The 23,571-nt window shown below is 42.8% G+C and carries 21 protein-coding genes; 16 read left to right on the forward strand and 5 right to left on the reverse strand.

Annotation, left to right across the window (positions count from 1 at the left end):
* Positions 1 to 109 precede the first annotated feature (109 nt).
* The 7 genes from lptB to OD355_RS04545 all read left to right on the forward strand — a co-directional run bounded on the left by lptB (position 110) and on the right by OD355_RS04545 (position 9,242).
* Complete coding sequence (gene lptB, locus OD355_RS04515; RefSeq protein WP_263037264.1) at positions 110 to 943, forward strand: LPS export ABC transporter ATP-binding protein; 834 nt, start codon at positions 110 to 112, stop codon at positions 941 to 943.
* On the forward strand, positions 943 to 1,323 hold the full coding sequence (locus OD355_RS04520) for a dsRNA-binding motif domain-containing protein (RefSeq protein WP_263037265.1): 381 nt from the start codon (positions 943 to 945) through the stop codon (positions 1,321 to 1,323). Before lptB ends, OD355_RS04520 begins: the two co-directional genes overlap by 1 nt.
* A gap of 101 nt (positions 1,324 to 1,424) precedes the next feature.
* Positions 1,425 to 5,807 carry a CusA/CzcA family heavy metal efflux RND transporter gene (locus tag OD355_RS04525; protein WP_263037266.1) on the forward strand — a complete coding sequence of 1,461 codons (4,383 nt, stop codon included), beginning with the start codon at positions 1,425 to 1,427 and terminating at the stop codon, positions 5,805 to 5,807.
* 9 nt (positions 5,808 to 5,816) lie between these two features.
* Positions 5,817 to 6,953: an efflux RND transporter periplasmic adaptor subunit gene (locus OD355_RS04530; RefSeq protein ID WP_263037267.1), complete on the forward strand. Its 1,137-nt coding sequence runs from the start codon at positions 5,817 to 5,819 to the stop codon at positions 6,951 to 6,953.
* A 38-nt stretch (positions 6,954 to 6,991) separates the two neighbouring features.
* Positions 6,992 to 7,441 (forward strand): heme-binding domain-containing protein, encoded by a 450-nt coding sequence (locus OD355_RS04535; RefSeq protein ID WP_263037268.1) that lies wholly within the window; start codon positions 6,992 to 6,994, stop codon positions 7,439 to 7,441.
* 144 nt (positions 7,442 to 7,585) lie between these two features.
* On the forward strand, positions 7,586 to 8,728 hold the full coding sequence (locus OD355_RS04540; protein ID WP_263037269.1) for a tetratricopeptide repeat protein: 1,143 nt from the start codon (positions 7,586 to 7,588) through the stop codon (positions 8,726 to 8,728).
* Positions 8,729 to 8,738: 10 nt separating this feature from the next.
* Positions 8,739 to 9,242 (forward strand): hypothetical protein, encoded by a 504-nt coding sequence (locus tag OD355_RS04545; RefSeq protein ID WP_263037270.1) that lies wholly within the window; start codon positions 8,739 to 8,741, stop codon positions 9,240 to 9,242.
* On the opposite strand, the gene OD355_RS04550 is transcribed toward OD355_RS04545, so the two are convergent.
* Positions 9,239 to 10,795, reverse strand: a complete 1,557-nt coding sequence (locus OD355_RS04550) for a serine hydrolase (protein ID WP_263037271.1) — start codon at positions 10,793 to 10,795, stop codon at positions 9,239 to 9,241. The genes OD355_RS04545 and OD355_RS04550 overlap by 4 nt on opposite strands.
* Before the next feature lie 71 nt (positions 10,796 to 10,866).
* Between OD355_RS04550 and OD355_RS04555 the strand changes: the two genes are divergently transcribed.
* Entirely contained in the window at positions 10,867 to 11,418 is a 552-nt protein-coding gene (locus OD355_RS04555; protein ID WP_263037272.1) for a DUF488 domain-containing protein, read from the forward strand.
* A 13-nt stretch (positions 11,419 to 11,431) separates the two neighbouring features.
* Here OD355_RS04555 and OD355_RS04560 read toward each other — a convergent pair whose 3' ends face one another.
* Both OD355_RS04560 and OD355_RS04565 read right to left on the reverse strand, forming a co-directional pair.
* Positions 11,432 to 12,361, reverse strand: a complete 930-nt coding sequence (locus tag OD355_RS04560) for an NAD-dependent epimerase/dehydratase family protein (protein WP_263037273.1) — start codon at positions 12,359 to 12,361, stop codon at positions 11,432 to 11,434.
* A gap of 62 nt (positions 12,362 to 12,423) precedes the next feature.
* On the reverse strand, positions 12,424 to 13,020 hold the full coding sequence (locus tag OD355_RS04565) for a Crp/Fnr family transcriptional regulator (RefSeq protein ID WP_263037274.1): 597 nt from the start codon (positions 13,018 to 13,020) through the stop codon (positions 12,424 to 12,426).
* A gap of 214 nt (positions 13,021 to 13,234) precedes the next feature.
* Between OD355_RS04565 and OD355_RS04570 the strand changes: the two genes are divergently transcribed.
* The 6 genes from OD355_RS04570 (at position 13,235) to OD355_RS04595 (ending at position 18,655) form a co-directional block, all read left to right on the forward strand.
* The gene (locus OD355_RS04570; protein ID WP_263037275.1) at positions 13,235 to 13,771 is read left to right on the forward strand and encodes a hypothetical protein; all 537 of its coding nucleotides are present in this window, start codon (positions 13,235 to 13,237) and stop codon (positions 13,769 to 13,771) included.
* A 280-nt stretch (positions 13,772 to 14,051) separates the two neighbouring features.
* Positions 14,052 to 14,900, forward strand: coding sequence for a hypothetical protein (locus OD355_RS04575; protein WP_263037276.1), 849 nt, complete (start codon positions 14,052 to 14,054; stop codon positions 14,898 to 14,900).
* 702 nt (positions 14,901 to 15,602) lie between these two features.
* Complete coding sequence (locus tag OD355_RS04580) at positions 15,603 to 15,908, forward strand: DUF4298 domain-containing protein (protein ID WP_263037277.1); 306 nt, start codon at positions 15,603 to 15,605, stop codon at positions 15,906 to 15,908.
* A 119-nt stretch (positions 15,909 to 16,027) separates the two neighbouring features.
* Positions 16,028 to 16,978 (forward strand): lipoyl synthase, encoded by a 951-nt coding sequence (gene lipA, locus OD355_RS04585; protein WP_263037278.1) that lies wholly within the window; start codon positions 16,028 to 16,030, stop codon positions 16,976 to 16,978.
* Between the two features lie 13 nt (positions 16,979 to 16,991).
* On the forward strand, positions 16,992 to 17,342 hold the full coding sequence (locus tag OD355_RS04590) for a heavy-metal-associated domain-containing protein (protein ID WP_263037279.1): 351 nt from the start codon (positions 16,992 to 16,994) through the stop codon (positions 17,340 to 17,342).
* An 83-nt stretch (positions 17,343 to 17,425) separates the two neighbouring features.
* Complete coding sequence (locus tag OD355_RS04595) at positions 17,426 to 18,655, forward strand: peroxiredoxin family protein (protein WP_263037280.1); 1,230 nt, start codon at positions 17,426 to 17,428, stop codon at positions 18,653 to 18,655.
* A 180-nt stretch (positions 18,656 to 18,835) separates the two neighbouring features.
* On the opposite strand, the gene OD355_RS04600 is transcribed toward OD355_RS04595, so the two are convergent.
* On the reverse strand, positions 18,836 to 19,813 hold the full coding sequence (locus tag OD355_RS04600; protein ID WP_263037281.1) for a bile acid:sodium symporter family protein: 978 nt from the start codon (positions 19,811 to 19,813) through the stop codon (positions 18,836 to 18,838).
* A 136-nt stretch (positions 19,814 to 19,949) separates the two neighbouring features.
* Between OD355_RS04600 and OD355_RS04605 the strand changes: the two genes are divergently transcribed.
* Positions 19,950 to 20,264: an HPF/RaiA family ribosome-associated protein gene (locus OD355_RS04605; protein WP_263037282.1), complete on the forward strand. Its 315-nt coding sequence runs from the start codon at positions 19,950 to 19,952 to the stop codon at positions 20,262 to 20,264.
* A gap of 40 nt (positions 20,265 to 20,304) precedes the next feature.
* Here OD355_RS04605 and OD355_RS04610 read toward each other — a convergent pair whose 3' ends face one another.
* The gene (locus OD355_RS04610; protein ID WP_263037283.1) at positions 20,305 to 21,018 is read right to left on the reverse strand and encodes a TrmH family RNA methyltransferase; all 714 of its coding nucleotides are present in this window, start codon (positions 21,016 to 21,018) and stop codon (positions 20,305 to 20,307) included.
* Between the two features lie 4 nt (positions 21,019 to 21,022).
* Between OD355_RS04610 and OD355_RS04615 the strand changes: the two genes are divergently transcribed.
* Positions 21,023 to 23,443, forward strand: a complete 2,421-nt coding sequence (locus tag OD355_RS04615; RefSeq protein ID WP_263037284.1) for a BamA/TamA family outer membrane protein — start codon at positions 21,023 to 21,025, stop codon at positions 23,441 to 23,443.
* Positions 23,444 to 23,571 lie beyond the last annotated feature (128 nt).

Consider the following 23,571-nt stretch of genomic DNA (forward strand, 5'->3'; position numbering starts at 1 on the left):
CCTGTTGGATATTTGCTAAAACCATGGCGCTAAGCAGTTTGCGGCAATTGGCTGTTTTATTTTATCCAATTCCTGAAAAAGCATTAAATTTGCTATTAAATTCTACGCTTTGAGCCTTACCATACACACTAAAGATCTCGTAAAAACGTATAAGAGCAGGACTGTTGTTGACCATGTTTCGGTAAATGTGCAGCAGGGAGAAATTGTAGGCCTGCTTGGACCAAACGGTGCAGGTAAAACTACTTCTTTCTACATGGTGGTAGGATTGATAAAACCTGATGCAGGAACTGTTTACCTTAATGAAGAGGATATTACCAAACTGCCGATGTACAAGCGCGCGCAGATGGGTATTGGTTACCTGCCGCAGGAAGCCTCTGTTTTCAGGAAACTGAGCGTGGAAGATAATTTGCTGGCAGTGTTACAGATGACCAAACTTTCCAAGAAGGAACAAAGGCAAAAGATGGAAAGCCTGCTGGATGAATTTAACCTGCACCATGTAAGAAAAAATAATGGAGACAGCCTCAGCGGCGGCGAGCGCCGAAGAACGGAAATTGCCAGAGCATTGGCCGTAGACCCTAAGTTTATTTTACTGGATGAACCTTTTGCCGGCGTAGATCCTATTGCTGTTGAAGATATTCAGGGAGTTGTAGCTAAATTAAAATATAAGAACATCGGCATCCTCATTACCGACCACAACGTAAACGAAACACTTTCTATTTGCGACAGGGCTTATTTGCTGATTGAAGGTAAGATATTCAAACACGGCACAGCCGAAGAGCTTGCACGCGATGAACAGGTGAAAAGATTGTACCTGGGTACCAACTTTGAGCTTAAGCGTAAAGACTGGATACTCGAGATGGGCAGAAGCAGCCGTCCGCTGGAAGGTATTAAGTCACTCGATGATATGAGTAAAGAAGAAGACGAACAGGAGCAACTGAATTAATGAAAAGAATACTGGCCATATTATTGATTTGTGTTTACACCTTCGGCGCTACCGAAGCATGCCAGATACTGAAGTTCCCTATTCTCATAGAACATTTTAAACAGCACAAGGCGGAGCATCCTTCCATGTCATTCATTGATTTTCTGGTGATCCATTATAACGGAAAAGACGTGATAGATCTTGATTACGAGGATGATCAGCGTTTGCCTTTCAAATCTTTTGAAAATTGTATTTCATTCACTGCTTTTGCAGTGCCTCCCGTTTACCATCTTCATTCCAAATTAAAGATTTACGTAAAAGTTTCCTATCCGGCATTTAAAAAACAATTTCACAGTTCTCTTTTTACAAAAGGTATTTTCCAGCCTCCCAAATTAGCATAAACAGTAGCTTCCGGCTATTGTAACCATTTAGATATTCATTTTTTTAAATCAGTCTTATGCCTTTACAGCCTTTGTCTGATTACAAATCATAATTGGGAAATATGCTAAACAGAATTATTGAATTTTCCATCAATAATAAGTTCAAGGTTAGTTTACTGGTACTGGCATTAATAGTTTTCGGAGTTTATTCGCTTACCAAATTACCTATTGATGCGCAACCGGATATTACCAACAACCAGGTACAGATCATTACAGTGTCACCTGCGTTGGGAGCCAACGACATTGAACGTTTCGTGAGTGTGCCTATTGAACTGGCAACCAGGAATATCCCGGGAATTATTGAGCAAAGAAGTTTTTCCCGTTTCGGATTAAATATCGTCACCATTGTTTTTGATGACAATACCGATGTTTACTGGGCCAGGCAACAGGTCTCTGAAAAGTTGACGGAAGTAAAAGAACAAATACCTGCAGGCATGGGTATGCCTTCGCTGGCGCCCGTTACTACCGGGTTGGGAGAGATATATCAATACATCATCAAACCCAAAAAAGGATATGTAGATAAGTACAGCCTTACAGATTTACGCACCATACAGGATTGGGTTATCCGTAAGCAGCTCATAGGCACAGAGGGGGTTGCAGAGGTCAGCAGTTTCGGCGGCAACCTGAAACAATACGAAGTACAGGTAGATCCTGCCCGCCTCAAAAGTATGAATGTGACTGTGGCTGAAGTGTATGATGCAGTTGCTAAAAATAACCAGAATGCAGGCGGCGCCTATATTGAAAAGGGGCCGACGGCTTTGTTCATCAGGACGGAAGGACTGGTAAACAACACTGCGGATATTGAAAATACGGTAGTGAAACAGTTGCCGGACGCTATGCCTGTTCTGGTACGTGATGTAGCCATTGTAAGGATCGGCAAGGCTGTACGCTACGGGGCTATGACCTATAATGAAGAAGGGGAAGTAGCCGGCGCTGTGGTAATGATGCTGAAAGGCGCCAACAGCAATGCAGTCATTAGAAATATTAAGGAACGGATAAAGAAGATTGAGAATACTTTACCCGAAGGCGTGGAGATCGTGGCTTTCCTGGATCGTACAAAAATGGTAAACAATGCCATTGACACAGTAAAGACAAACCTGCTGGAAGGCGCACTGATAGTGATTTTTGTGCTGGTGCTCTTCCTCGGCAACCTGCGTGCGGGGTTTGTTGTGGCATCCGTAATACCGCTGTCTATGTTGTTTGCCTTTATCATGATGAATCTATTTGGCGTGAGCGGCAACCTGATGAGCCTGGGTGCACTTGACTTCGGGTTGCTGGTAGACGGCGCTGTGATCATTGTAGAGGCGGTGATGCATCGCCTGAAGCATAGCGCTATACCGGGGCAGAGAACCATTATTTCGCAGCATGAGATGAATCTTAAAGTGGAGGCATCATCTAAAAAAATGATGAACAGCGCGGTTTTCGGACAGATCATTATCCTGATAGTGTACCTGCCGATTCTTGCGCTGCAGGGCATTGAAGGAAAAATGTTTAAGCCAATGGCGCAGACAGTTTCTTTCGCACTCATAGGCGCTTTCATTTTATCGGTTACCTATGTGCCTATGATGACATCACTGCTACTCAGCAGGAAGATCAGCGGCAAGGATAATTTTGCAGATAAGATGATAGCTCTATTATACAAGTGGTACAAGCCTGTGCTGACATGGACATTGAAAATACCTAAGCTCATTGTTGCGGTTTCCATAGTTGTGTTCGCCGCTTCCATTTACCTACTTACTATTCTGGGAGGAGAGTTTATACCACAACTGGAAGAAGGCGACTTTGCGGTGTCGGCTGTAGCCCTTACCGGCTCTTCACTCGACAATACGACGGCTATGGTGCAGAAAGCATCAGGTGTTTTAAAAAGAAAGTTCCCGGAGGTAAACATGGTAGTGGGGAAAATAGGCTCCTCTGAAGTGCCTACGGATCCTATGCCTATGGAAGCCGCTGACCTGATGGTGATTTTAAAAGATAAAAAGGAATGGACATCCGCAAAAACTTTTCCTGAGCTGGCGGAGAAAATGAGTGAAGAGTTAAAGAATGTACCCGGCCTGAGCGTAGGCTTCCAGTTTCCGGTGCAAATGCGTTTCAATGAGCTGATGACCGGATCAAGACAGGATGTAGTGTGTAAGATTTTCGGCGAAAACCTGGATACACTTTCCGCTTATGCAGACAGGATCGGCAAACTTATCAGAACCATTCACGGTGCAAAAGACCTCTATGTGGAAACTGTCAGCGGCGTGCAGCAGGTTGTGATCCGCTACAACAGGCAGGCGCTGGCAAACTATGGTGTAACTATAGAAGATGTAAACAAAAGTGTGAGCACAGCATATGCCGGAAGTGTGGCAGGTGTTGTGTTTGAGGAAGATAAAAGATTCGACCTTGTATTAAGGATGGATAACAGCCTGCGCAAAGACGCATCCAATATCAGCAACCTGCAGATCAATACTGCAGGCGGTATGCAGATACCACTAAACCTGGTTGCAGACATCTCTGTTGAAGACGGTCCCTACCAGATCCAGCGCGAGGATGCACAACGCAGGATCACCGTGGGTTTCAACGTGAGAGGGAGGGATGTGGAAAGCGTTGTGAAGGAGTTGCAGGACAAATCTTCAGACAAAATAAAATTGCCTGTTGGCTATTCAATCACCTTCGGGGGGCAGTATGAAAATTTGAACCATGCTTCGCAACGCCTGGCCATCGCATTGCCGGTAGCGCTGGCGCTGATATTCCTGATGCTGTTTTTCGCATTTAAGAAAATAAAATATTGCCTGCTGATCTTTACGGCTATCCCATTATCCACTGTGGGGGGTATACTGGCATTGTGGATACGCGGCATGCCATTCAGCATCTCTGCCGGTGTAGGCTTCATTGCTCTGTTTGGTGTGGCTGTATTGAATGGAATAGTACTTGTATCAGAAGTAAACCGGTTGAAAAATTCCTACAATGATTTCACTGAGTCCAATATTTTAAAAGCAATTTATGAAGGCACGGAAAAGAGGATGCGCCCTGTATTGATGACGGCATTTGTAGCCTCGCTTGGTTTCCTGCCTATGGCACTGAGTACGGGCGCTGGTGGTGAAGTACAAAGACCCCTGGCTACGGTGGTTATTGGCGGACTCATAACCTCTACCATGCTTACACTATTTGAATTACCTGCATTATACCTGCTTATGGAACGTTTAAGAAAAAATAAAATCAATACCAGGCCTGTTGTGGGAGTGTCTGTGATACTGCTGTGTTCAGTTTTTGGATTCAGTCATGCAAATGCACAGGCATTGCAGCGCATATCATTGCATCAGGCGCTGTCAGCGGCCAGCAACCAAAGTTTGCAATTGGGCCCTACACAAAAAAACATCCTGTACAGGGAAGCCATGCTCAATACCGCCCGCATCATTGATCCCATGACAGTTTCAGCAGAAGCCGGCAATGTGAACAGCCCTGCTTTTGACACGAAATTTTCTGTAAGCCAGAGCCTGTCGCTGCCGGTGATATACAAGCGTGAAAACACATTGCTGGAAAAGCAACTACAGGCAGCACGGCTCCAGCTGACGCTGGACAAAGCTCTGCTGGCTAAAGAAGTAAAGTCCACCTATGTACAGGTGCAATACCTTAACGCCAAAAAGCAACTGATGCAAAGGATCAATAACATTGTTGCCGATTACAGGAAGGTTGCACAGTTGCGTTATGAAAAAGGTGAGACAAACCTGTTGGAGAAAACTTCGCTGGAAAGCCAGATGGCCAGCCTGCAAATGCAATTAGCACAACTGGATATTGACTTACATACTTATCGTAAGAATCTTGGGATACTCATGCATACAGACGGTCTGTTTGAACCGGCAGATTCGCTGAACGTAAACAATCATTATTTTTCAGAAGAAACCATACTGCAGCACCCGTACCTGCAAGTGGTAGCGTATGAAAAAGAAATAGCCAAAGGGCAGGCAGATGTAGAAAGGTCTAAATTATTGCCGGGTATTTTCTTCGGCTACAACAATCAATCCATTACCGGCTGGTACGAGACAAAAGATAAAACATCAACCTACAATGACGCTTCAAAGCGTTTTCATTCCGTAGAAGCAGGCATACATATCCCGATTTTCACAAAGGCACAGCGCGCAAAGATCAGGGCTATGGAGCTGATGCAGGATGTTGCAGATGCTAATTTGGAACTGGCGAAAATGCAATTGCTTAAAGAATGGACCTTAAGGTACAACGATCTTGAACGCAGTAAGTCCGAACTGGAATATTACCGCAGCACTGGTTTGCCGCACGCTGAAACCATCATCAGAACAGCTAACGCGAACTACCGTAATGGCGAGATCAATTATATAGAATGGAGTACATTGTTTCACAGTGCTATCAGTATTTTAAATGATTATGTTGATGCCATGAAAAGGTACAATGATGCGCTGACCGGCCTGGAATATTTATCAACCAAATAAGTTTTAGTAATGAATAAATTTATATATACAGCTTTGTTGCTCTGCACCATCTTTGCCTGCAAGAGCAAGGCAAAAGAAGGAGAGATAGCAGCAGAGGAGAAAATAAGGATACACGGCGATACCATCATACTGAATAAAGAACAGATCAGGAATGCAGATATCCAGTTATCATTTCCCGGCGAACAGAACCTGCGCCAGACTTTACAGGCAAGCGGCCTGGTAGATGTGCCGCCGCAAAGCCTGGTATCCGTAAGTGCACCAATGGGCGGCTATTTAAAAAGTACCCGCTTGATGCAGGGCATGCGTGTAGCAAGAGGACAGGTTATTGCCGTGCTGGAAGACCCGTCCTATGTACAATTGCAGGAAGACTACCTTTCTGCCAGGGCAAAAATGCAATATGCCAAGGCAGATATGGAAAGACAAAAAGACCTGCGCGAAAGTAACGCAACCAGCACAAAAAGCTACCAGCTTGCATTGAGCGAATACAACCAGCTGCAGGTACAGATACAATCACTGGCGGAGAAATTGCGCATCATCAACATCAGGCCGGAAAGTGTATCGCTGAACAACATTACCCGCAGGGTGAACATATACGCACCTATATCAGGCTTTGTATCGAAAGTAAATGTGAACATTGGTAAATATGTGAACGCTTCTGAAGTAATGTTTGAACTTACCGATCCAAATGATCTGCATGCAGCTATCAACATTTTTGAAAAAGACATCATGCGTTTTAAGCCGGGCATGAAAGGCACGGTATGGGTGAGCAACGACCCCGATAAAAAGTACCCGGTGAGCGTATTGCTGGTATCTAAAAACCTCAACGATAACCGCAGCGCTGTTGTCTATTGCCAGTTCCTGAATGCATCTCAAAACCTTATTCCCGGAATGTTTTTAAATGCAGAGTTCGATGTTTTAAATTATCAGTCAAAGGCTGTGCCCGAACATGCAGTGGTACATTTTGAAGGTAACGACTATGTATTTGTGGCAAACAATGACAGTACATTTGTAATGACGGGCGTGCAGACAGGCGCTGCTGCAGACGGTTTCGTTTCCTTAAAGACAGACAGCCTCTTCAACAAAAGAATCGTTATCAACGGCGCTTTTAATCTCTTAGGAGCTATGAAAGGAGGAGAAGAAGAATAAAATTAGTTTTACAATACAAACTTTAAAAATTAATAAAAATGAAAAAAGTACTTTTGGTTTTATTGATCATAATCATTGCCATACAATTCATACCATCCCAAAAAAACATTGCCGCAGGAGACAGCCCTAACAGTATCACCAAAGTTTATGATGTGCCGCCAGACGTGCAGCAGATATTAAAAACATCCTGTAACGATTGCCATTCCAACAATACCCAATACCCTTGGTACAACCGTATACAACCTGTAGCCATGTACCTGGCTTATCACGTTAAAGATGGTAAAAGAGAACTGAATTTTGATGAATTTGCTGCATACAGCCCGGAAAAACGCCTGCACAAGATTGAAGAAACCAGGGAAGTTATCCAGAAAAACGAGATGCCTTTACAGTCATATACCATCATTCACAGCGATGCAATACTTAGCGATGCACAGAAGCAAACCCTGATAAACTGGACGAACAGCATTGCACCGCATCACCATGAATAACAGGAACTGGTTAAAGAAATATGGATGCAGGTTCACACCCTGCATTTTTTTATCATAAAAAAGTTAAATACGTAAACCCTTAAAACTATTATCAATAATTTTTTTATTTTAGTACGAAATTTAAGCTAATAACACACGCATATTATGAGTTTTTTTAAACGACTGTTTGAGAATAAAAATACGCCGGAAACCAGGAATGCTGTGCAGGATCATACACCTGCATTGCTCTACCCGGTAATTCATCACGGCTCCTGGCAGATGTTGAATACAGTGGTGCGGCAGACTTTGTTCGGCACTACGGAGGCGCCGGAAGTGGTGGTAACTTTCGCTTATGATCAGCCTGAACTAAAATACTTTACTTACACAGAGCTTGACCGGCTTAGCAAAGAAGCGTCGGAAGCGGCTATAAAAAAGGCCTACGAAAATATTGACCAGTATCCCGCTGCCTTTACAGAAACAGATACCGGCCACGGTAAAATGCTGACAATATCAGGCGGGCGTTTCAGCAGCGAAAAAATACTTTCACCTGAATGTATGCGCGAAGCGCAAAGACGCTTGAACACAGACGAGCTGCTGGTTTCAATACCACGCAGAACCATGATGTATGTGGTTGACAACAAATGTTCTAATGAGCTCTACAATTATTTCCGCAACCTGCACCTGCTTAATTTTGGAGATCATAGCAATAAGAATGAACCAATCGTTAATGCTTTATTCCTTTTAAAAAACGGCGAGATTGTAAAATACCTCCCCATTGTAAATAAAGAGGATTTCCTGTCAGATGCAGAGATAACTGCTACCGGCGAAATTGTGGATGAATATGAATTTGCAAAGCAGTTGTACCAGGAAGAAAAGTACCCGGAGGCAAAGGCTAAGCTTATTGCCATTGTTACTAAAAATCCAGGCCACTACGAAGCGCAAAATTACCTGGCATTCCTGTACGAGCATAAGGAAAAGAATGTTGCCAAAGCAGAAGAACACTACCTTTTATCCCTGAAATACGGCCCTGATTATTCCGCAGCAAATCTTAATTATGCCAGCTTCTTATCGGCAAATGGCAGGCTTGATGAGGCTGAGGCTCGTTTAAAAAAATGCAACACGCTGAATGTAAACCAGTCTATGCTTGCATTTGAGTGGGCTTACCTGCTCGAACAACGCCAGAAATACGACCAGGCTATAGAAAAATACAAAGACTATGGCATGCTGATATACGACATTGCAGAACTGGAAGCAACGCTGGACAGGATACAAAGATGCCGCAAGAAAAAAGAAATATTTGAAAGCTAAAGTTTAAACTATGGAAAATTACGATCCCGCTTTAGAAAACGATTTTGAGGAAGCAGACCGGCTTATAAACGACAATCATATAGAAGAAGGAAAGGCATTACTGTTAAGCATCCTGGACCGTGAACCTACCTACGGCAAGGCGCACAACCATCTGGGGTGGATATACAATACCAAAGAAGACGATGCGGTGAAAGCTGAGAAACATTACAAGCTGGCATTAAAATACGCACCGGATTATCCTGCTCCGTATTTAAACTATGCATACCTGCTTTCCAAGCTGGCACGTTATGACGAGCTGCACAAACACCTGCAGCTATGCGATACCATACCGGGCATCAATAAGGCTGTACTTGCCAGGGAGTGGGGATACTATTATGAAGACATCCGCCAGTTCGACAAAGCTATAGAGAAATTTAAACAACAGGCCATTGAAGAGTACGATCTCAGCCAGGTTGAGAAAGCAGAAGATGCCATCAAACGCTGCCGGCTTAAAAAACAAATACTGGAAGCTTAGTCAATTCTTACAGGTGCCAGGTCTTCAAAGTCGAAGCTGAAATCTGTAATCGGCGAGATCGGCTTCATGCTGATTGATTGGGCCTTGCCATTTTCATTAAAGCCAAAAACCACGTAGGCATCAGCATCATAGCTCCTGTCGTCCCATTTGGCTATATAGGTGTTGTAATTGTAAGGCAGCAGTTCGCCTTTCAGCCGCGGTGAATTTTCACACGCAATACGCAATTTATTTCCCACCGTGTTGATATAAATATTTCCGAACCAGTTGTCTTTGTAAGTTCCTGCTATCTGTTCTTTCTTGGGCAGGTTATGCGGGCTGCTTTTCATTTGCTCCACCTGCTTATAAACTGCCGCTTTCAGGCTGTCTGAATGTTTGTTGAACTTTATGGTTGAGTTGGAATACGTGGTGAGCCAATCCCGGTTACTGATACCGAGATAGCTGTCTTTAATGGTATTGGAAATGGTGTTGAATGCTGCTCCGCTTTGCTGGTTGGTCAGTACTACAATGGCCAGCTTTAAGCCGGGTATCAGTATAAATTGTGTCACCGTACCTATCAGCCCGCCTGTATGTGTTATCTGTTGATATCCTTTTATATCGCTGAGAAAATAGCCGAGGCCGTAACCGCTGAACTTAGTATCGTAAGCGTTCTTAGCTGCAGTAGCTATAGGGATTTGCAAGCTGAAAACCTGGTGAAGCTGTTCCTTACTGATGAGGCGTTTTCCATCTTTGGTCACGCCATCATTCATCAGGAATTCAGCCCATACGAGCATATCGGCAACATTGCTCATAATGCCGCCGGCAGGGTTTGCCAGCGTATTCCAGTCGTGTGGTATGGCCACCACTCTGCCGTCAACAGGTGCATGTGCATCAATGATGTTGATGTTGTTTTTTACGCGGTTGTAAGATGCAGTACTGCTGGCCATTCCAACGGGTTTTAAAATACGTGTTTCAATAAATTCTTCCCAGGTTTTTCCGCTCACCCTGCGCAGTACTTCACCTGCAATATTGTACATATTGTTGTTGTATTGAAATTTAGAGCGGAATGAACTTTCAGGCTTCAGGTAGCGCACGTTGTGAATAATATCCTGTATGGTAAATTTGCCGCCTTCCGGAAAAAACATCAGGTCGCCTGCGCCCAGGGTAAGGCCCGACCTGTGTGTTACCAGGTCTTTGATGGTAAACTCCTCCGATACAAAAGGATTGTAAAGCGTAAATTCAGGAATATATTTTCTCACCTTATCATCCCAGCTTAATTTATTTTCGTCCACAAGCATAGCCAGTGCAATACACGTAAAACCTTTGCTGTTGGAGGCGATCCCGAATAAAGTTTTATCGTCTGCCGGAAGGTTATTTTTTAATGAGCGTACGCCATGGCCCTTTGAATATACTACGGTTCCATCTTTCAATACACCAACTGAAATGCCCGGAACATCAAACGCAGCGCGCGTTTTGTTGATAAGTGTATCTAAGGATGGTGCTGTTATTTGTGCTGCAAGAAAGCAAGGCAGAAAAAGCGAAACAAAGAAAATGAGGCATGCATGTTTTGATCTCATTGTTTATTTATGATTTTTTTCAAACCTACATAAATTTTTTTGAATAGATTTATCACTGTAAAAATTTTATCATGCACAAAACAGATCAGCAGGAAACCATCTGGACCATCGGACATTCTACTCATTCACTGGAGACATTCCTGGAGATGCTGCATAGTTGTAACATTGATCTACTAGTGGATGTAAGGAATTTTCCGGGTTCAAGAAGGTTCCCGCATTTTAATAAAGACCATCTTGAAAACGCCATGCCCGCCAATGGCATAGATTACCTGCATATGAAAAACCTGGGAGGCAGGCGCAAACCTGCACAGAATTCTGTCAACACCAGGTGGAAAAACGAGAGTTTCCGTGCCTATGCAGACTATACAGAGACCGATGATTTTAAAGATGCGCTGCACAAACTGGAAAAGCTCGGATCGCTGAAACGGGTTGCCTATATGTGTTCAGAAGCTGTGTGGTGGCGTTGCCACCGTTCCATCATTTCAGATAAATTAAAAATAAAAGGCTGGAAAGTATTGCACATCATGAGCGTTGGCAAAACTTCTGAACACGCTTTCACCAGCGCGGCACGCATAGAAGACGGCAATCTTTTTTATGCTGATAAAAACTTATTTGACCACTAAATTTATTACAACATTATGTGCCGCTAACAGCTTGCACAGCGGCTTTGATGCCCTCTGCATAGCTTGTTGCCTGCATTTGGAACCGCTGATCGAATTTTGAGCTGTCAAAGAAATAATCACGGTCATATTGATAAAGCATTTCTTTCAGTTCCCGCAGAATGGGGACAAAAATCCCCGCTACGCTGACCATTGTTTTGCTAAGGACATAGTGCCGCGCTTCTTTGTTCATGGCTGCGGCAGTCAGCGCGATAAGTTCTTTTCCTGTTAATTTTTCTTTGCTGGTTGGCAAATGCCAGGCCTGGCGGTAGGCATCGGGAGTATTGCCCAATAAAGCTACCGCTTTGGCAGCATCCGGTGTGTAGGTGAGTGAATGTATTTTACCGTCGTCTGCCTGCCAGAAGGCTTTTTTATTTTTCAGCAGGTTATCCGTCACGCCTATTTTCAATATACTGGCGTTTGCGCCCGGCCCATAGAAGTCTGCGCTTCTGGCTATCAGCGCCTGCAGTCCGCTCTGTTCCATTGCGTCTTCGATCATCCGAACTAATATATGCCGCACTTTTCCTTTTTCAGAGGGTGGGGCTACAGGTGTATTTTCTGTCATGTTTGCCAGGTGGTTTTTATGGTACATGTACACATTGTCGAAAAATACCAGCTTGCAATTATGCTCCAGGCACGCATTGATCACATTGCCCATAACTACCGGCCACTCACGTTTCCACACTTTCAGGTTGTAAGTCAGCCCTGCAGTAAGGTATGCTATATCTGAGCCTTTTACAGCTTCGGATACGCATGCTTTATTTTTTAAGTCACAGGAAAATAACTCATCATCGCTATGTACCTGCCGGGGATTCCTGGCTGCCAGCCTGATCTTGGGTGTATAGTTTTTGAGTTCTTTTGCCAGCAATGTTCCTATGGCGCCGCCGGCGCCTAAAATCGTTTGCATGTTCCGTTGTTTGGTTCACTGCAAATATAGATATGACTGCTGCTGCAAAACGATGACTGTGGTTAAGACTTTTGCTGCTCATACATTCTTCTTTTCATGCGGCTGAGGCTTTCGGGCGCCATGCCGATGTATTGTGCAATCAGCCTTTGAGGGAGTTTTTGAAAAATTTCAGGTGTTTCCTGCATCAGTTCATTGAAGCGTTGTTCCGGTGACAGCGATAGTAAAGACTTGGTTCTTCGAAAGCTGATGGCAGCAATCCGCTCTACCAGTATCCGGAAAAACTCATGTACAGACGCAACATTTTTAATCAGCTCCTGCAGCTCATTACAGGTGATCACAAGACAATTCGTAGCTTTTAATGTGGTAAGATAAGAGGGGCTGATAGATTTATTGGAAAAGCTTTCCAGGTCAGTGGTAAACTCATTTTCAAAAACAAAAGCGCAACTTTTTTCATTGCCTGCTTCATCAATGTAATACTGATGGATAGCGCCTTCCAGCACGAAATATACTTCTTTTGCCACTTCACCGGCACGCAAAAGGCATACATTCTTTTTATATTCCTTCGGCAAAAAACGTTGTGCTATTTCATTTTTATCATCGTCGGCCAGTTGCACATCACGGCTGATCACATCAAAAAGCTGCTGATAGGGTGTAGGCATAATGCAAGTTAACTGGTATAATTGAAATATGATCAATTTTCTTGTTTAGTCCAATTCTGTTTGTGGTGCGAGTTTGATTATTATAAATTTTTTTGATGATACCTTTGTAGTAAATTTGGTGAATAAAGAAAAGCCTTGCTTAATCCATTGACACTTTCAGTATCTACTGTTATAAAAATGACATCAATTGCTTTTATAAATTTAAAACATACTTATGAAACTACATTTGCTGATATTATTCTTAGTAATAGTATCATTGGGGTGTTCCCCAGATAATCCTGTTAGTCCTGTAAAGCCTGCAGAGGCTTACACGCTCAAGTTTAAGTCTTCTGCAGTGATAGAGACACAACAGATAAATGATGGGAAAACAGAAGCCATAGAGGCAAAAAAAGCAGAAGCTCTTTTTGGAAAACGTATTATTACATGGCATCCCAAAGAGTTGCGTTTCAGTAAGGATTCGCTCCTTATGGTAAAATCCGACGATGTTGTGGAAGCTTACAAAATTAAATGGGAAAAATCTGATTTGTTTGTCTACAACGATATAACCGAACAATGGCAATATTGCGGCAGCAAAAATGATAAAACTTCATTTGCTTTAAATACCGGGTTTTATATGATCAATAAACAAAGCAGTTTCAGCACGATAAAAGTAACAGGGCAGGAATATTTTCTAAAAAGTTCTGCTGACCTTGATCTCTCATCCCAAAAAGGAACTGCAATATGGCTTAGAGTACAATATATCTATGAATAATTGCAGCACAAAAAGTATACGGATGAAATAATCTAAAAAGCTGCTTATTCCATGTGACCATAAAGAAAAATTAAATATATAGACATGAAATAGCCATAAACAAATTTGCATACCAACCGCGAATGAATAAAGGCTATTCCATGTGACTATAAAGAAAAAATAAAAAATATACACATGAAAAAACCATAAAGATTAGGAATCTTTACCAACCGGGAATGATAATAAAGATTAAGGTTTTGGTTATTCCATGTGACAAACAGAAAAAATTAAATATTAACACATGAAAAAACTTCTGCTACTTTCCGCGAGCATTGTTGCATGTGGCTTTTGTATTAAAGCTGCTGCGCAATTAAATACCGCAATTGAATTTAGCCCTAAAGCTCCGGAAAAATTGTTTATAGGAGCACTTCTTTCAGCTAAAAGTCTGAATAAAGATCAGCATGAATTTATTGATGTTCCGCTTAATGATATCACGGTTAGTTTTAGTGTTCCGGTGAAATCCATTGATATAAATCCATCACTTCCGAATATGAAAAAAGCTTTGGAAAATGCCATACAAATAAAGCCTCCATCTCAAAACCTAAGCTTTTCTTATTCAATATGGGAATTATCTTCTTATAATCAATTGCCGCTATTGTTTGGACAACAGATTAATTTGCCTGAACTAACCGGTATAAAGAGCATCAGGAAGACAAAGAAGACACTGGTATGTATGGATATTTCACGTATAGCCGTTTCAATAGAAATGGATCTCCCGGAAGCCCTGATCGCGAAGCCCCTGCCTGACCAATATGATAAGAATGATGTTATATATGTAAGTTCGGTTAAATTCGGCCGCAGGGCAATTGTACTTATTGAGTCACGCGCTGATTATGGAGATATTAAATCTGCCCTGGAGACTATGCTTGCTAATAAACCCGCAGATGAGAAAAGCATGCGGGTACTCTCAAATGCCAATATCCGGACAATTACACAAGGAATTGAAAACTTTGAAGTAACTGATGAAAACCCCTTCAATAAGATCATCAATGACATAAATAAGCAAATAACAATTGCTGACTTCGGAGTGCCTATAAACTTTACAGCTGCCTATCTAAAGAACCATGAAGCCTTTGTAAATAAATTTTAGCAGTAAATTACTAATACGAAAACTTTGGCATAAATCTATGTTCCTCAACCCACAGAATCAATAATTTCTTTTTAGGGGAAAATGGCTACTTTTTCGCCCCTGAGTATCTGCAGTTTTTATACTTATATAGCATATTGCCAGGAAAAGTGTGAGAAATAATGCACTTTTAATAGGCAATAATTTGAATTCCTTTAAATAACTTAGACATTTGTTTCATTAAAACTCATTTTACGTTTCAGGAATAATCATTGTTAAAAACTCCATGAGCAACTACAGAAAATCATGATCTACATTTGAGATAAAAGAGTTGCTTCATACAGTAAATAGGCGTTTTGAAAAACAGGATCTGACATAAAAATGTTGTCTGTGACAGGGTATTGACACAGCTTGATAACAATGCTTCTAAACTCATATCGCTCTACGCTATGGAAGCTATCGGTAGCGAACCGGATGTGGTTGATTACAATCCTGAAATATACAAATCATATGAGCCATGATCCTGCATACCAACTGCGGATGAATAAGCGAAACAAAGTTCACTGGAAGTAATTCCATGTGGCCAAAAGGAAAAATAAAATATAAACACATGAAATAGCCATAAGCAAAGTTGCATACCGTGAATGAATATTGAATCTAAAAAAAATGGTTATTTCATGCGACGATTAAAAACAGCCGCAAAGCGGCGAACTAAAATATATACGCATGAAAAAAGTTGAAAAAATAAAACAGGCATTTCGCGATATGGATACCCGTTTATACCAGGCAGAGAAAGATTTGGAGGAAGTAATACAATTCCGTAAGCGGCTGAAAGAGATATCGAAAAATATGAAAGTATTGCAGGATTTTTACCATTCAGATGTCTGGATGAAGGGCAGAGATATCCTGTACGGCAACATTCAGGAAAATGAACATTTTTATTCTGTGAGAGAGGATCCTATATGGAATACAACCCAGGATTTTTATATCCAGAAAATAAAACTGCTTCAGCAACTGGCGAAGGAACTCTAAGAATTATTTGAAACATTTTGCATAAAAAGTCATTCAATCCGGTATGATTGTCATTTAAGGGTATATTGGTAAATAAAGTCGGCATATTTGTTTATTTTTGTAAGATAACAACTGATTTTATGGAAGAAACTTTAAAGACAGTAAGCGCTCCGTGCAGTGCGCCTCCCGCCGATAACACAAGAGTGAAGAAGCCTGACTGGTTGCGCGTGAAGCTGCCGATAGGACAGGAATACAGGAGCGTAAGGAATACCGTTGACAATCATAAACTTCATACCATTTGCGAAAGCGGCAACTGCCCTAACATGGGCGAATGCTGGGGCGAAGGCACGGCCACATTCATGATATTGGGTAATATCTGTACCCGCAGTTGCGGTTTTTGCGCAGTTGCAACCGGCAAGCCGTTGCCTGTGGATTGGGATGAACCGCAGCGTGTGGCAGAAGCCATTCACCTGATGAAAGTGAAACATGCTGTGATTACCAGTGTTGACCGCGATGAACTTCTTGACGGCGGGTCTATTATCTGGCACAACACCATTAAGGCGGTAAAAGCTTTGAATCCTGATACGACTCTGGAAACACTGATCCCTGACTTCAGGGCTCAAAAAGAAAATATTCAACGCGTGATTGATGCACATCCGGAAGTGGTATCTCACAACCTGGAGACCGTAGAGCGGCTTACCAGACAGGTACGTATACAGGCCAAATACCACAGGAGCCTGGATACGTTGCGCATCCTGAAAGAAGGCGGCATGCGTACAAAGTCAGGTATTATGCTGGGCCTTGGTGAAACCAAGGAAGAAGTGATTGAAGCTTTGAAAGACCTGGCAGCCGTGAAAGTAGATGTGATCACCCTTGGACAGTACCTGCAGCCAACACCCAAACACTTGCCGGTAGTGCGTTTCGTACATCCGGATGAGTTTAAAGAGTTAAGAAATATCGGTTATGAACTGGGCTTTGATTATATAGAAAGCGGGCCATTGGTTCGTTCATCGTACCACAGCGAAAGGCACGTGGTAGCCGGCTTCGGCAGAGAGCAATGGTTAAAAGAGCAGCAAGCAATCATTCAATAAAAAAATATTTATTATGCATAAATTATTTAAGCTGGTGATACCGGCGATCATGTTAGTGGCAGCAACGTCATTACAGGCACAGATCAAAAACCAGAAAACAGAAACCGCCAAAATATACGGCAATTGCGGCATGTGCGAATCCGTTATTGAAAAGGCAGGCAATGTGGCAGGTGTGGCCAGCGTAGACTGGGACAAGCGCACCAAAATAGCGTCGATAAGTTACGATAGTAAAAAAACAACCAAAGATGAAATACTCAAACGTATAGCAGCAGCGGGCTACGACAATGAAAGCTATACAGCTCCTGACAAGGTATACAACAATCTTCATGAGTGCTGCCGTTACAATCGTCCTAAAAGACAATGATTCAAACGGTATAAACCTGGTTCGCTCAACTATTCGCTCATCCTGATAACGACGGGAAATAAATAAAGATTAAAAGATTACCGATGAAACGTACACTATTCCTTATCGCGCTGCTGATTGGTAGTTCACAACTTTTAGCCCAGGACATCCCTGAAGGAAAGTGGCTTGGACAACTCCACAGGCCCGACGGCATAAACATCCCTTTCCAGTTTGAGACCGCTACAGTCAATGGCTCCACACAGGTACATTTTATCAATGCCGAAGAACGCTTGCTCGCCGATGAAATTGAGTTTAACGGCGATTCCGTAAAGCTGACCATGCCTTTCTTTGATGCATGGTTTATGGTAAAACCTTCCTACCAGGAACTTGTGGGAAATTACTACAAAAGATCCGGAGAGAAGATTACAATAATTCCGTTTTCCTTAGCATTTGATAATACGCAACGTTTCCAAAGTAAGCGCCCGCCAACCGCTGATATTTCAGGAAAATGGTCTGTAAGACTGGGCGAAAATATGCAGGATACCGGCATAGGGATTTTTAAACAGCATGCAAGCGGAAAGCTTACCGGTACAATACTTACGCCTACCGGCGATTACCGTTATATGGAAGGCATTGTAGACGGTGATTCATTAAAATTATCTGTATTCGACGGTGGGTTTGCTATGCTTCTTACCGCAGCCATTCGAGACAAGAACACCATTACAGGAGGTACGCTGTATTCAGGCATATCAGGCAAACAATCATGGTCTGCCACAAGAAATGATGCTATTCAGTTACAGGAAGAACCGGCATCAAAAATGCGTCCCGGGGAGAATAAATTAAACTTTTCTTTTCCTGCACTCACTACAGGCGAAATGATCAGTATCAATGATAAAAGATACAAAGGAAAAGTAGTGCTGGTACAGATACTGGGCTCCTGGTGCCCCAACTGTATGGACGAAACTGCTTTCTTAAGCGATTATTACAACAAAAACAAACAACGCGGCCTGGAAGTGATCGGCATAGCTTATGAACGTACAACTGATATAGGGAAAAATAAAAAATTACTGGAACCATACATCAAACGGTTCAATGTACAGTACCCCATCTTACAGCCGCCTGTTGCTGTTTCAGACCCGCAAAGAACTGAGAAAACATTGCCGCAAATAGATAAAATAAGTGCATTCCCTTCACTCATCTACATTGACCGCAAGGGGATTGTACGCAAAATCTACAGTGGATTCAGCGGGCCTGCTACCGGTGAGTTCTATGAAAATTATAAGCAGAAATTCTATGCAGAAATGGATAAGCTGTTAGGAGAGATGAATGGATAATGGACAATTAATAATTGATAATGGATAATTTAATTAGAGGTAATATTCATGTAAGCATTCGCCTCGCCCGAATCCTGAATAGCCTATGCCTGCATAATTTACGCTGCAATATTTCAGTATAATAATCAATTGTTCTCATGTAGGCATTCGCCTCGAAGTGAATGCCGGGAACAAAAAGAATCATTGCACCTGTTGCTTCACCAGATTTCTTCTGAAACGTTGCGCCAGGAATGAACATACCATCAGTTGTACCTGGTGAAAGATCATCAGCGGCAATATTAACCCAGCAATCGGAATGCCTGAAAAAATGATCCTTGCCATCGGCAAACCATTGGCCAGTGTTTTCTTTGAACCGCAAAAGAGAATGGCGATCTTATCTTCGCGATTAAACTTCATCGCAGTTGCCACACTGTAAATGATCACCATAACCAGTGCAAGCAGTAAACTACACACCAGTATCAGCTTCAGCAACATGATCGTGGAAATATTTCCCCAGGTGTTGCTCACCACAGATTCGCTGAATGCAATGAACACAACCAGTAATATAGTGCCGTTATCCACCGCCTTTGTAAACAGTCGTCTTTGCCCAAGCCAGCCGCCGATCTTATTGTGTAGCAAATGCCCCGCAACAAAAGGCACAAATATCTGAAGCACGGTATCCCTGATGGTTTCAAGGCCGCCGGCGGCAGCGCCCGATGCATTATTCTTCATCAGGACACCTACCAACACAGGCGTAAGAAACACTCCGATAAGATTAGATACCGAAGCGCTGCAAACTGCAGCGGGCACATTGCCTTTAGCTATGGAGGTAAAAGCTATAGAAGACTGCACGGTTGAAGGCAACAGGGATAAGTAAATAAGCCCTGCAATAATTTCGGTTGGAAACTGTGTAGCAAACAAAGGTCTCAGCGTAAATGTGAGCAAGGGAAATAAAACAAAAGTGCAACTAAATATGAACAGGTGCAGCCGCCAGTGCGTGATGCCTGCAATAACGGATTGCCTTGAGAGCAAAGCGCCATGCACAAAGAACAGCAATGCTACCACGAAGTATGAAAGATAGTCAAAGAATACCGCTGCACTGCCACGCACCGGAAAGTTGAATGCAAGGATCACCACTGCAATCAAACTCAACAGGAACGGGTCTTTCACGTATTTCATTTGTATGAATTCTAAGCGGGCAAAAATAGAATATAAATCTTTTAATCAAAAATCTTATTATTAGCAATTTTTGTGTTAAACCATATTTCTTTTAAGAAGATTTGAGTAACTTTATGTTACATAAAAACACATAGGTATGGAAGTAATAATTAACACGGATAACCATATTAATGGTTCAGAAGCGTTCAGGCAGGAGTACACAGCATTGATACAGAAATCCCTGAAAAGATTTGATGAGTACGTCACAGCCGTAGAGGTATATTTTTCAGATGAAAATAAGGCCAAATCATCGCCTGATGATAAAAGATGCGTTATAGAGGCCAGGGTAAAAGGCAGGAATCCCGACAGTGCCTCACACAATGCAGATACACTGAAACATGCATTTGACGGTGCTTTGGAAAAGATCAAGTCTGTACTTACCCGGGTGGTAGACCAGTACAAGACGCATTAAAATTAGAAGAATGGTTGACGTAAAAAGTCAGCCATTCTTTTTATATCATATGCGACAAAATGATCCCTAAAGCCACACTGGCGTTCAGCGACTCTGCTTTTCCCCTGGAAGGAATGGTGATTTTTTCGGCAATAAACCGCTGCAGGTTTTCTCTTATCCCCTTTGATTCGTTGCCTATGAGAATGACGCCTTCTGCAATTTTCGGATGTTGGGTTATATCATTGCCATCAAGCATGGCGGCATATATTTTCAGGGTATTGGCTCTCAAAAAATCTTCCAGGTCTGTATACATGATATTGATCCTGAAAATACTGCCCATGGTTGCCTGGATCACTTTCGGATTGTATTCATCTGCCGTATCCCCGGAAGCAATGATGTGTTGAATGCCAAACCAGTCTGCTATGCGTATGATCGTTCCAAGGTTACCGGGATCCTGTATGCCATCGAGCATGATCATTAACTTGTCATCTGGCTCTCTCTGCGGCTTTTGCTTTGCCAGCGCAATCACCTGGTTGGGCGTACGCAGCCCGCTTATTTGTTTTAATGCATCGGAGGAAATTACCTGTGCATTTGAATTTACACCATCAGTTTGCAGCCAATTTCCATCAACAGCGTATATTTGTTCAACCTGAAGGCCTGATTGCAGAAGTTCATTGACCATTTTCGGGCCTTCAACAATAAAAATATGCTCTTCATCCCTGTTTTTTTTCAGATGAAGGCTTTGTATATATTTGATATTATTTTTTGAGATCATCTTTATGCGTTTTATAAAAAGAATCAATACAACGGCAGCTGTTTTAATGCTGGTGATTTTATCAGTCAGCTCCTGTACAACCATTAAGGATGCGCCCTCGGGTGTGCCTTTTGTTTACCGCAACGAAGTTAAAATTATTGATCGTAATATAGCCGCTGACGAAAGAAAAACATTGCAGGAAAACCTGGGTAACTACTGGGACGACAGCCTGTATGCCAACCGCGTGCAAAAGTTCCTGGTGTTTACTGTGCTTGATAAGCCCCCTGTATTTGATACCGCCAATATATCTGCATCCATAGCTTATATGCAAGGTTACCTGCAGGCACAATCGTTTTACAATTCAGCACTAAAAGACAGCGTACGCATTGACAGCAGCAATAAAAACCTGCAAAAAACTTTTGTGCGCATGAATATAAAAACGGGAAAACCCACTATTATAGACAGTTTCGGCTATGCTTTTGATAACCCCGACCTAAAGCAACTTTCTGAACTCCACAGGAAGGAATCTGCTATCAGGCGTGGAAAAAGCAGGCTCACAAGGACTGTACTTTCCACAGAACTTGACAGGCTTACCGGTATTTACCGCAACAATGGTTATTATTTCTTAAGGAAAAATAATTTGATTGCAGAAGTTGATACAGCCGATGCCGCATTGCTGGAGCTCACGCTTGATCCTTTTGAGCAGGCAGTAAAAATGGCAGAAGTAGCCGCCAGGCGTAAAGAACAGCCTACTGCCAAAGTGCTGATAAAAGAACGCAAAAATGAAGACTCTACGCTTGCCTTGCAGGATGAAAGAGATTTTGATGTTTTTAAAGTAGGCAGGATCAATTTTTTTCCAGAAACAAAATTTACCGATATCCCGGATTCTATCCTGTTGCATACAGGCAGGTTTACCGATGTGTACACAACGCCACGCCGTGGTAACATATCTATTTATCAGAGTTTGGGAAAATTTCACCGCAGGCCTATACTGGAACACTTGTACCTTACACCGGGAGAGTTGTACAATGACAGTATGTATTTTAAAACCATCAACAACCTCAGTTCCATCGGCGCATGGCAGCAGGTAGACGCAAGAAACGTGGTGCGGGGCGATAGCGTTGATTTCAATTTCTTTATGGCGCCCGCGTTGCAGCACAATGCCACTGTGGATGTGGAGGCAAGCCGTAACAGCGGGGATTATCTCTTCGGATCAAATTTATTCGGGCTGGCACTGAACCTGAGTTTTAAAAACAGGAATGTATGGCGGCGTGCCATACAGGCTACCACCGCACTGCGGGCCGGAGTAGAATTAAATATTGCCAATTCCAATGCGCCGGGTGGATTGTTACAGACGCTGCAGCTGGGCGCAGGACAGTCACTGGTGTTCCCGAGATTTATAGTGCCTTTTGAACGCATCCGCGCTAAGAATTACAACAATGTGCGCACGGTACTGAATTTAAATGCCAGCTACACTGACCGCAAAGATTATTTCAGGCTGCGTTCGGTCACTGCCAACTGGGGATATGAATGGCAGCATGGCAGGCAGGCCTGGCTCTACCGCCCGCTCAATATAGAGCTGTATGGCTTAGATACGCTGCGTTTCCTGCGAACGGCATTTTCAGAAAACCCTTATTTGACAAAAGCATTCAATACCGGTACGGTTATCAGCCAGCAGGTAAGCTGGCGCTATACTTTTCCCAACCGGCGCATACCCGGCACCAATTTCTTCAGGGTAGGCGTAGAAGAAGCGGGCGCCCTGGCAGGCCTTATACCTGCATGGCGTGCTAATATATACCGCTACCTGCGGCTGGAATCTGAATACATTAAACACTTTGACTTCCGGAAAACAACGCTGGCCATGCGCGGCTTTGCAGGCGTTGGTTACAACTACAACCGCCTGGATAAGTTTGGTAAAACCTTACCTTTCTTTAAGCAGTTCGTTGCAGGTGGCCCCAACAGCATGCGGGGCTGGAACCTGCGCCAACTGGGGCTTGGAAGCTCGTTGCTGAGTGATACCTCCAGTACTTTCCGCGACAGGTACGGCGATATGCAGCTGGAAGCAAACCTTGAATACCGTTTTCCGATGTTCAATATCAGCTCCGTGAAATTCAATGGTGCAGTGTTTACAGATATCGGGAACGTGTGGAATGTGCACCGGCAGGAAGAACTTCCCAACAGTGAATTCAGTATCAACAGGCTGGGCAAAGACCTGGCTATTGCCCTGGGAACGGGGCTGAGAGTGGATTTCAGCTATTTTCTTATAAGATTCGACATTGGTTTTAAACTAAAAGATCCGGCACGGCTGGAAAATAACGGATGGCTTGATCCATGGAACTTTACCTGGAGAAATAATGAATTTCCGGCTACTATTAATCCGCTTAATGAAAGACCGATGTATAGAAACAACTATGCACTGCAACTGGGTATAGGACTGCCATTTTAAACAACATCAAATCATCTGCTGCAATTTTTTCTTGAATAGCTTGCTTTATGGCAAATTATACAATTAAATATAGAAAAGTTACGTGCTGCTGAATGGCAGGCGCTGGTAATACTTGTGGCAATATCTGC

Source organism: Haoranjiania flava (genome assembly GCF_025631005.1).
Classification (GTDB): domain Bacteria; phylum Bacteroidota; class Bacteroidia; order Chitinophagales; family Chitinophagaceae; genus Haoranjiania; species Haoranjiania flava.

Coding starts and splice junctions, on each gene's coding strand:
- OD355_RS04595 (WP_263037280.1), top strand. CDS start 17,426: ATGAAACGTACACTATTCCTTATCGCGCTGCTGATTGGTAGTTCACAA.
- OD355_RS04525 (WP_263037266.1), top strand. CDS start 1,425: ATGCTAAACAGAATTATTGAATTTTCCATCAATAATAAGTTCAAGGTT.
- OD355_RS04545 (WP_263037270.1), top strand. CDS start 8,739: ATGGAAAATTACGATCCCGCTTTAGAAAACGATTTTGAGGAAGCAGAC.
- OD355_RS04520 (WP_263037265.1), top strand. CDS start 943: ATGAAAAGAATACTGGCCATATTATTGATTTGTGTTTACACCTTCGGC.
- OD355_RS04605 (WP_263037282.1), top strand. CDS start 19,950: ATGGAAGTAATAATTAACACGGATAACCATATTAATGGTTCAGAAGCG.
- OD355_RS04535 (WP_263037268.1), top strand. CDS start 6,992: ATGAAAAAAGTACTTTTGGTTTTATTGATCATAATCATTGCCATACAA.
- OD355_RS04600 (WP_263037281.1), bottom strand. CDS start 19,813: ATGAAATACGTGAAAGACCCGTTCCTGTTGAGTTTGATTGCAGTGGTG.
- OD355_RS04530 (WP_263037267.1), top strand. CDS start 5,817: ATGAATAAATTTATATATACAGCTTTGTTGCTCTGCACCATCTTTGCC.
- OD355_RS04560 (WP_263037273.1), bottom strand. CDS start 12,361: ATGCAAACGATTTTAGGCGCCGGCGGCGCCATAGGAACATTGCTGGCA.
- OD355_RS04565 (WP_263037274.1), bottom strand. CDS start 13,020: ATGCCTACACCCTATCAGCAGCTTTTTGATGTGATCAGCCGTGATGTG.
- OD355_RS04570 (WP_263037275.1), top strand. CDS start 13,235: ATGAAACTACATTTGCTGATATTATTCTTAGTAATAGTATCATTGGGG.
- OD355_RS04575 (WP_263037276.1), top strand. CDS start 14,052: ATGAAAAAACTTCTGCTACTTTCCGCGAGCATTGTTGCATGTGGCTTT.
- OD355_RS04590 (WP_263037279.1), top strand. CDS start 16,992: ATGCATAAATTATTTAAGCTGGTGATACCGGCGATCATGTTAGTGGCA.
- OD355_RS04615 (WP_263037284.1), top strand. CDS start 21,023: ATGCGTTTTATAAAAAGAATCAATACAACGGCAGCTGTTTTAATGCTG.
- OD355_RS04580 (WP_263037277.1), top strand. CDS start 15,603: ATGAAAAAAGTTGAAAAAATAAAACAGGCATTTCGCGATATGGATACC.
- OD355_RS04540 (WP_263037269.1), top strand. CDS start 7,586: ATGAGTTTTTTTAAACGACTGTTTGAGAATAAAAATACGCCGGAAACC.
- OD355_RS04555 (WP_263037272.1), top strand. CDS start 10,867: ATGCACAAAACAGATCAGCAGGAAACCATCTGGACCATCGGACATTCT.
- lipA (WP_263037278.1), top strand. CDS start 16,028: ATGGAAGAAACTTTAAAGACAGTAAGCGCTCCGTGCAGTGCGCCTCCC.
- OD355_RS04550 (WP_263037271.1), bottom strand. CDS start 10,795: ATGAGATCAAAACATGCATGCCTCATTTTCTTTGTTTCGCTTTTTCTG.
- OD355_RS04610 (WP_263037283.1), bottom strand. CDS start 21,018: ATGATCTCAAAAAATAATATCAAATATATACAAAGCCTTCATCTGAAA.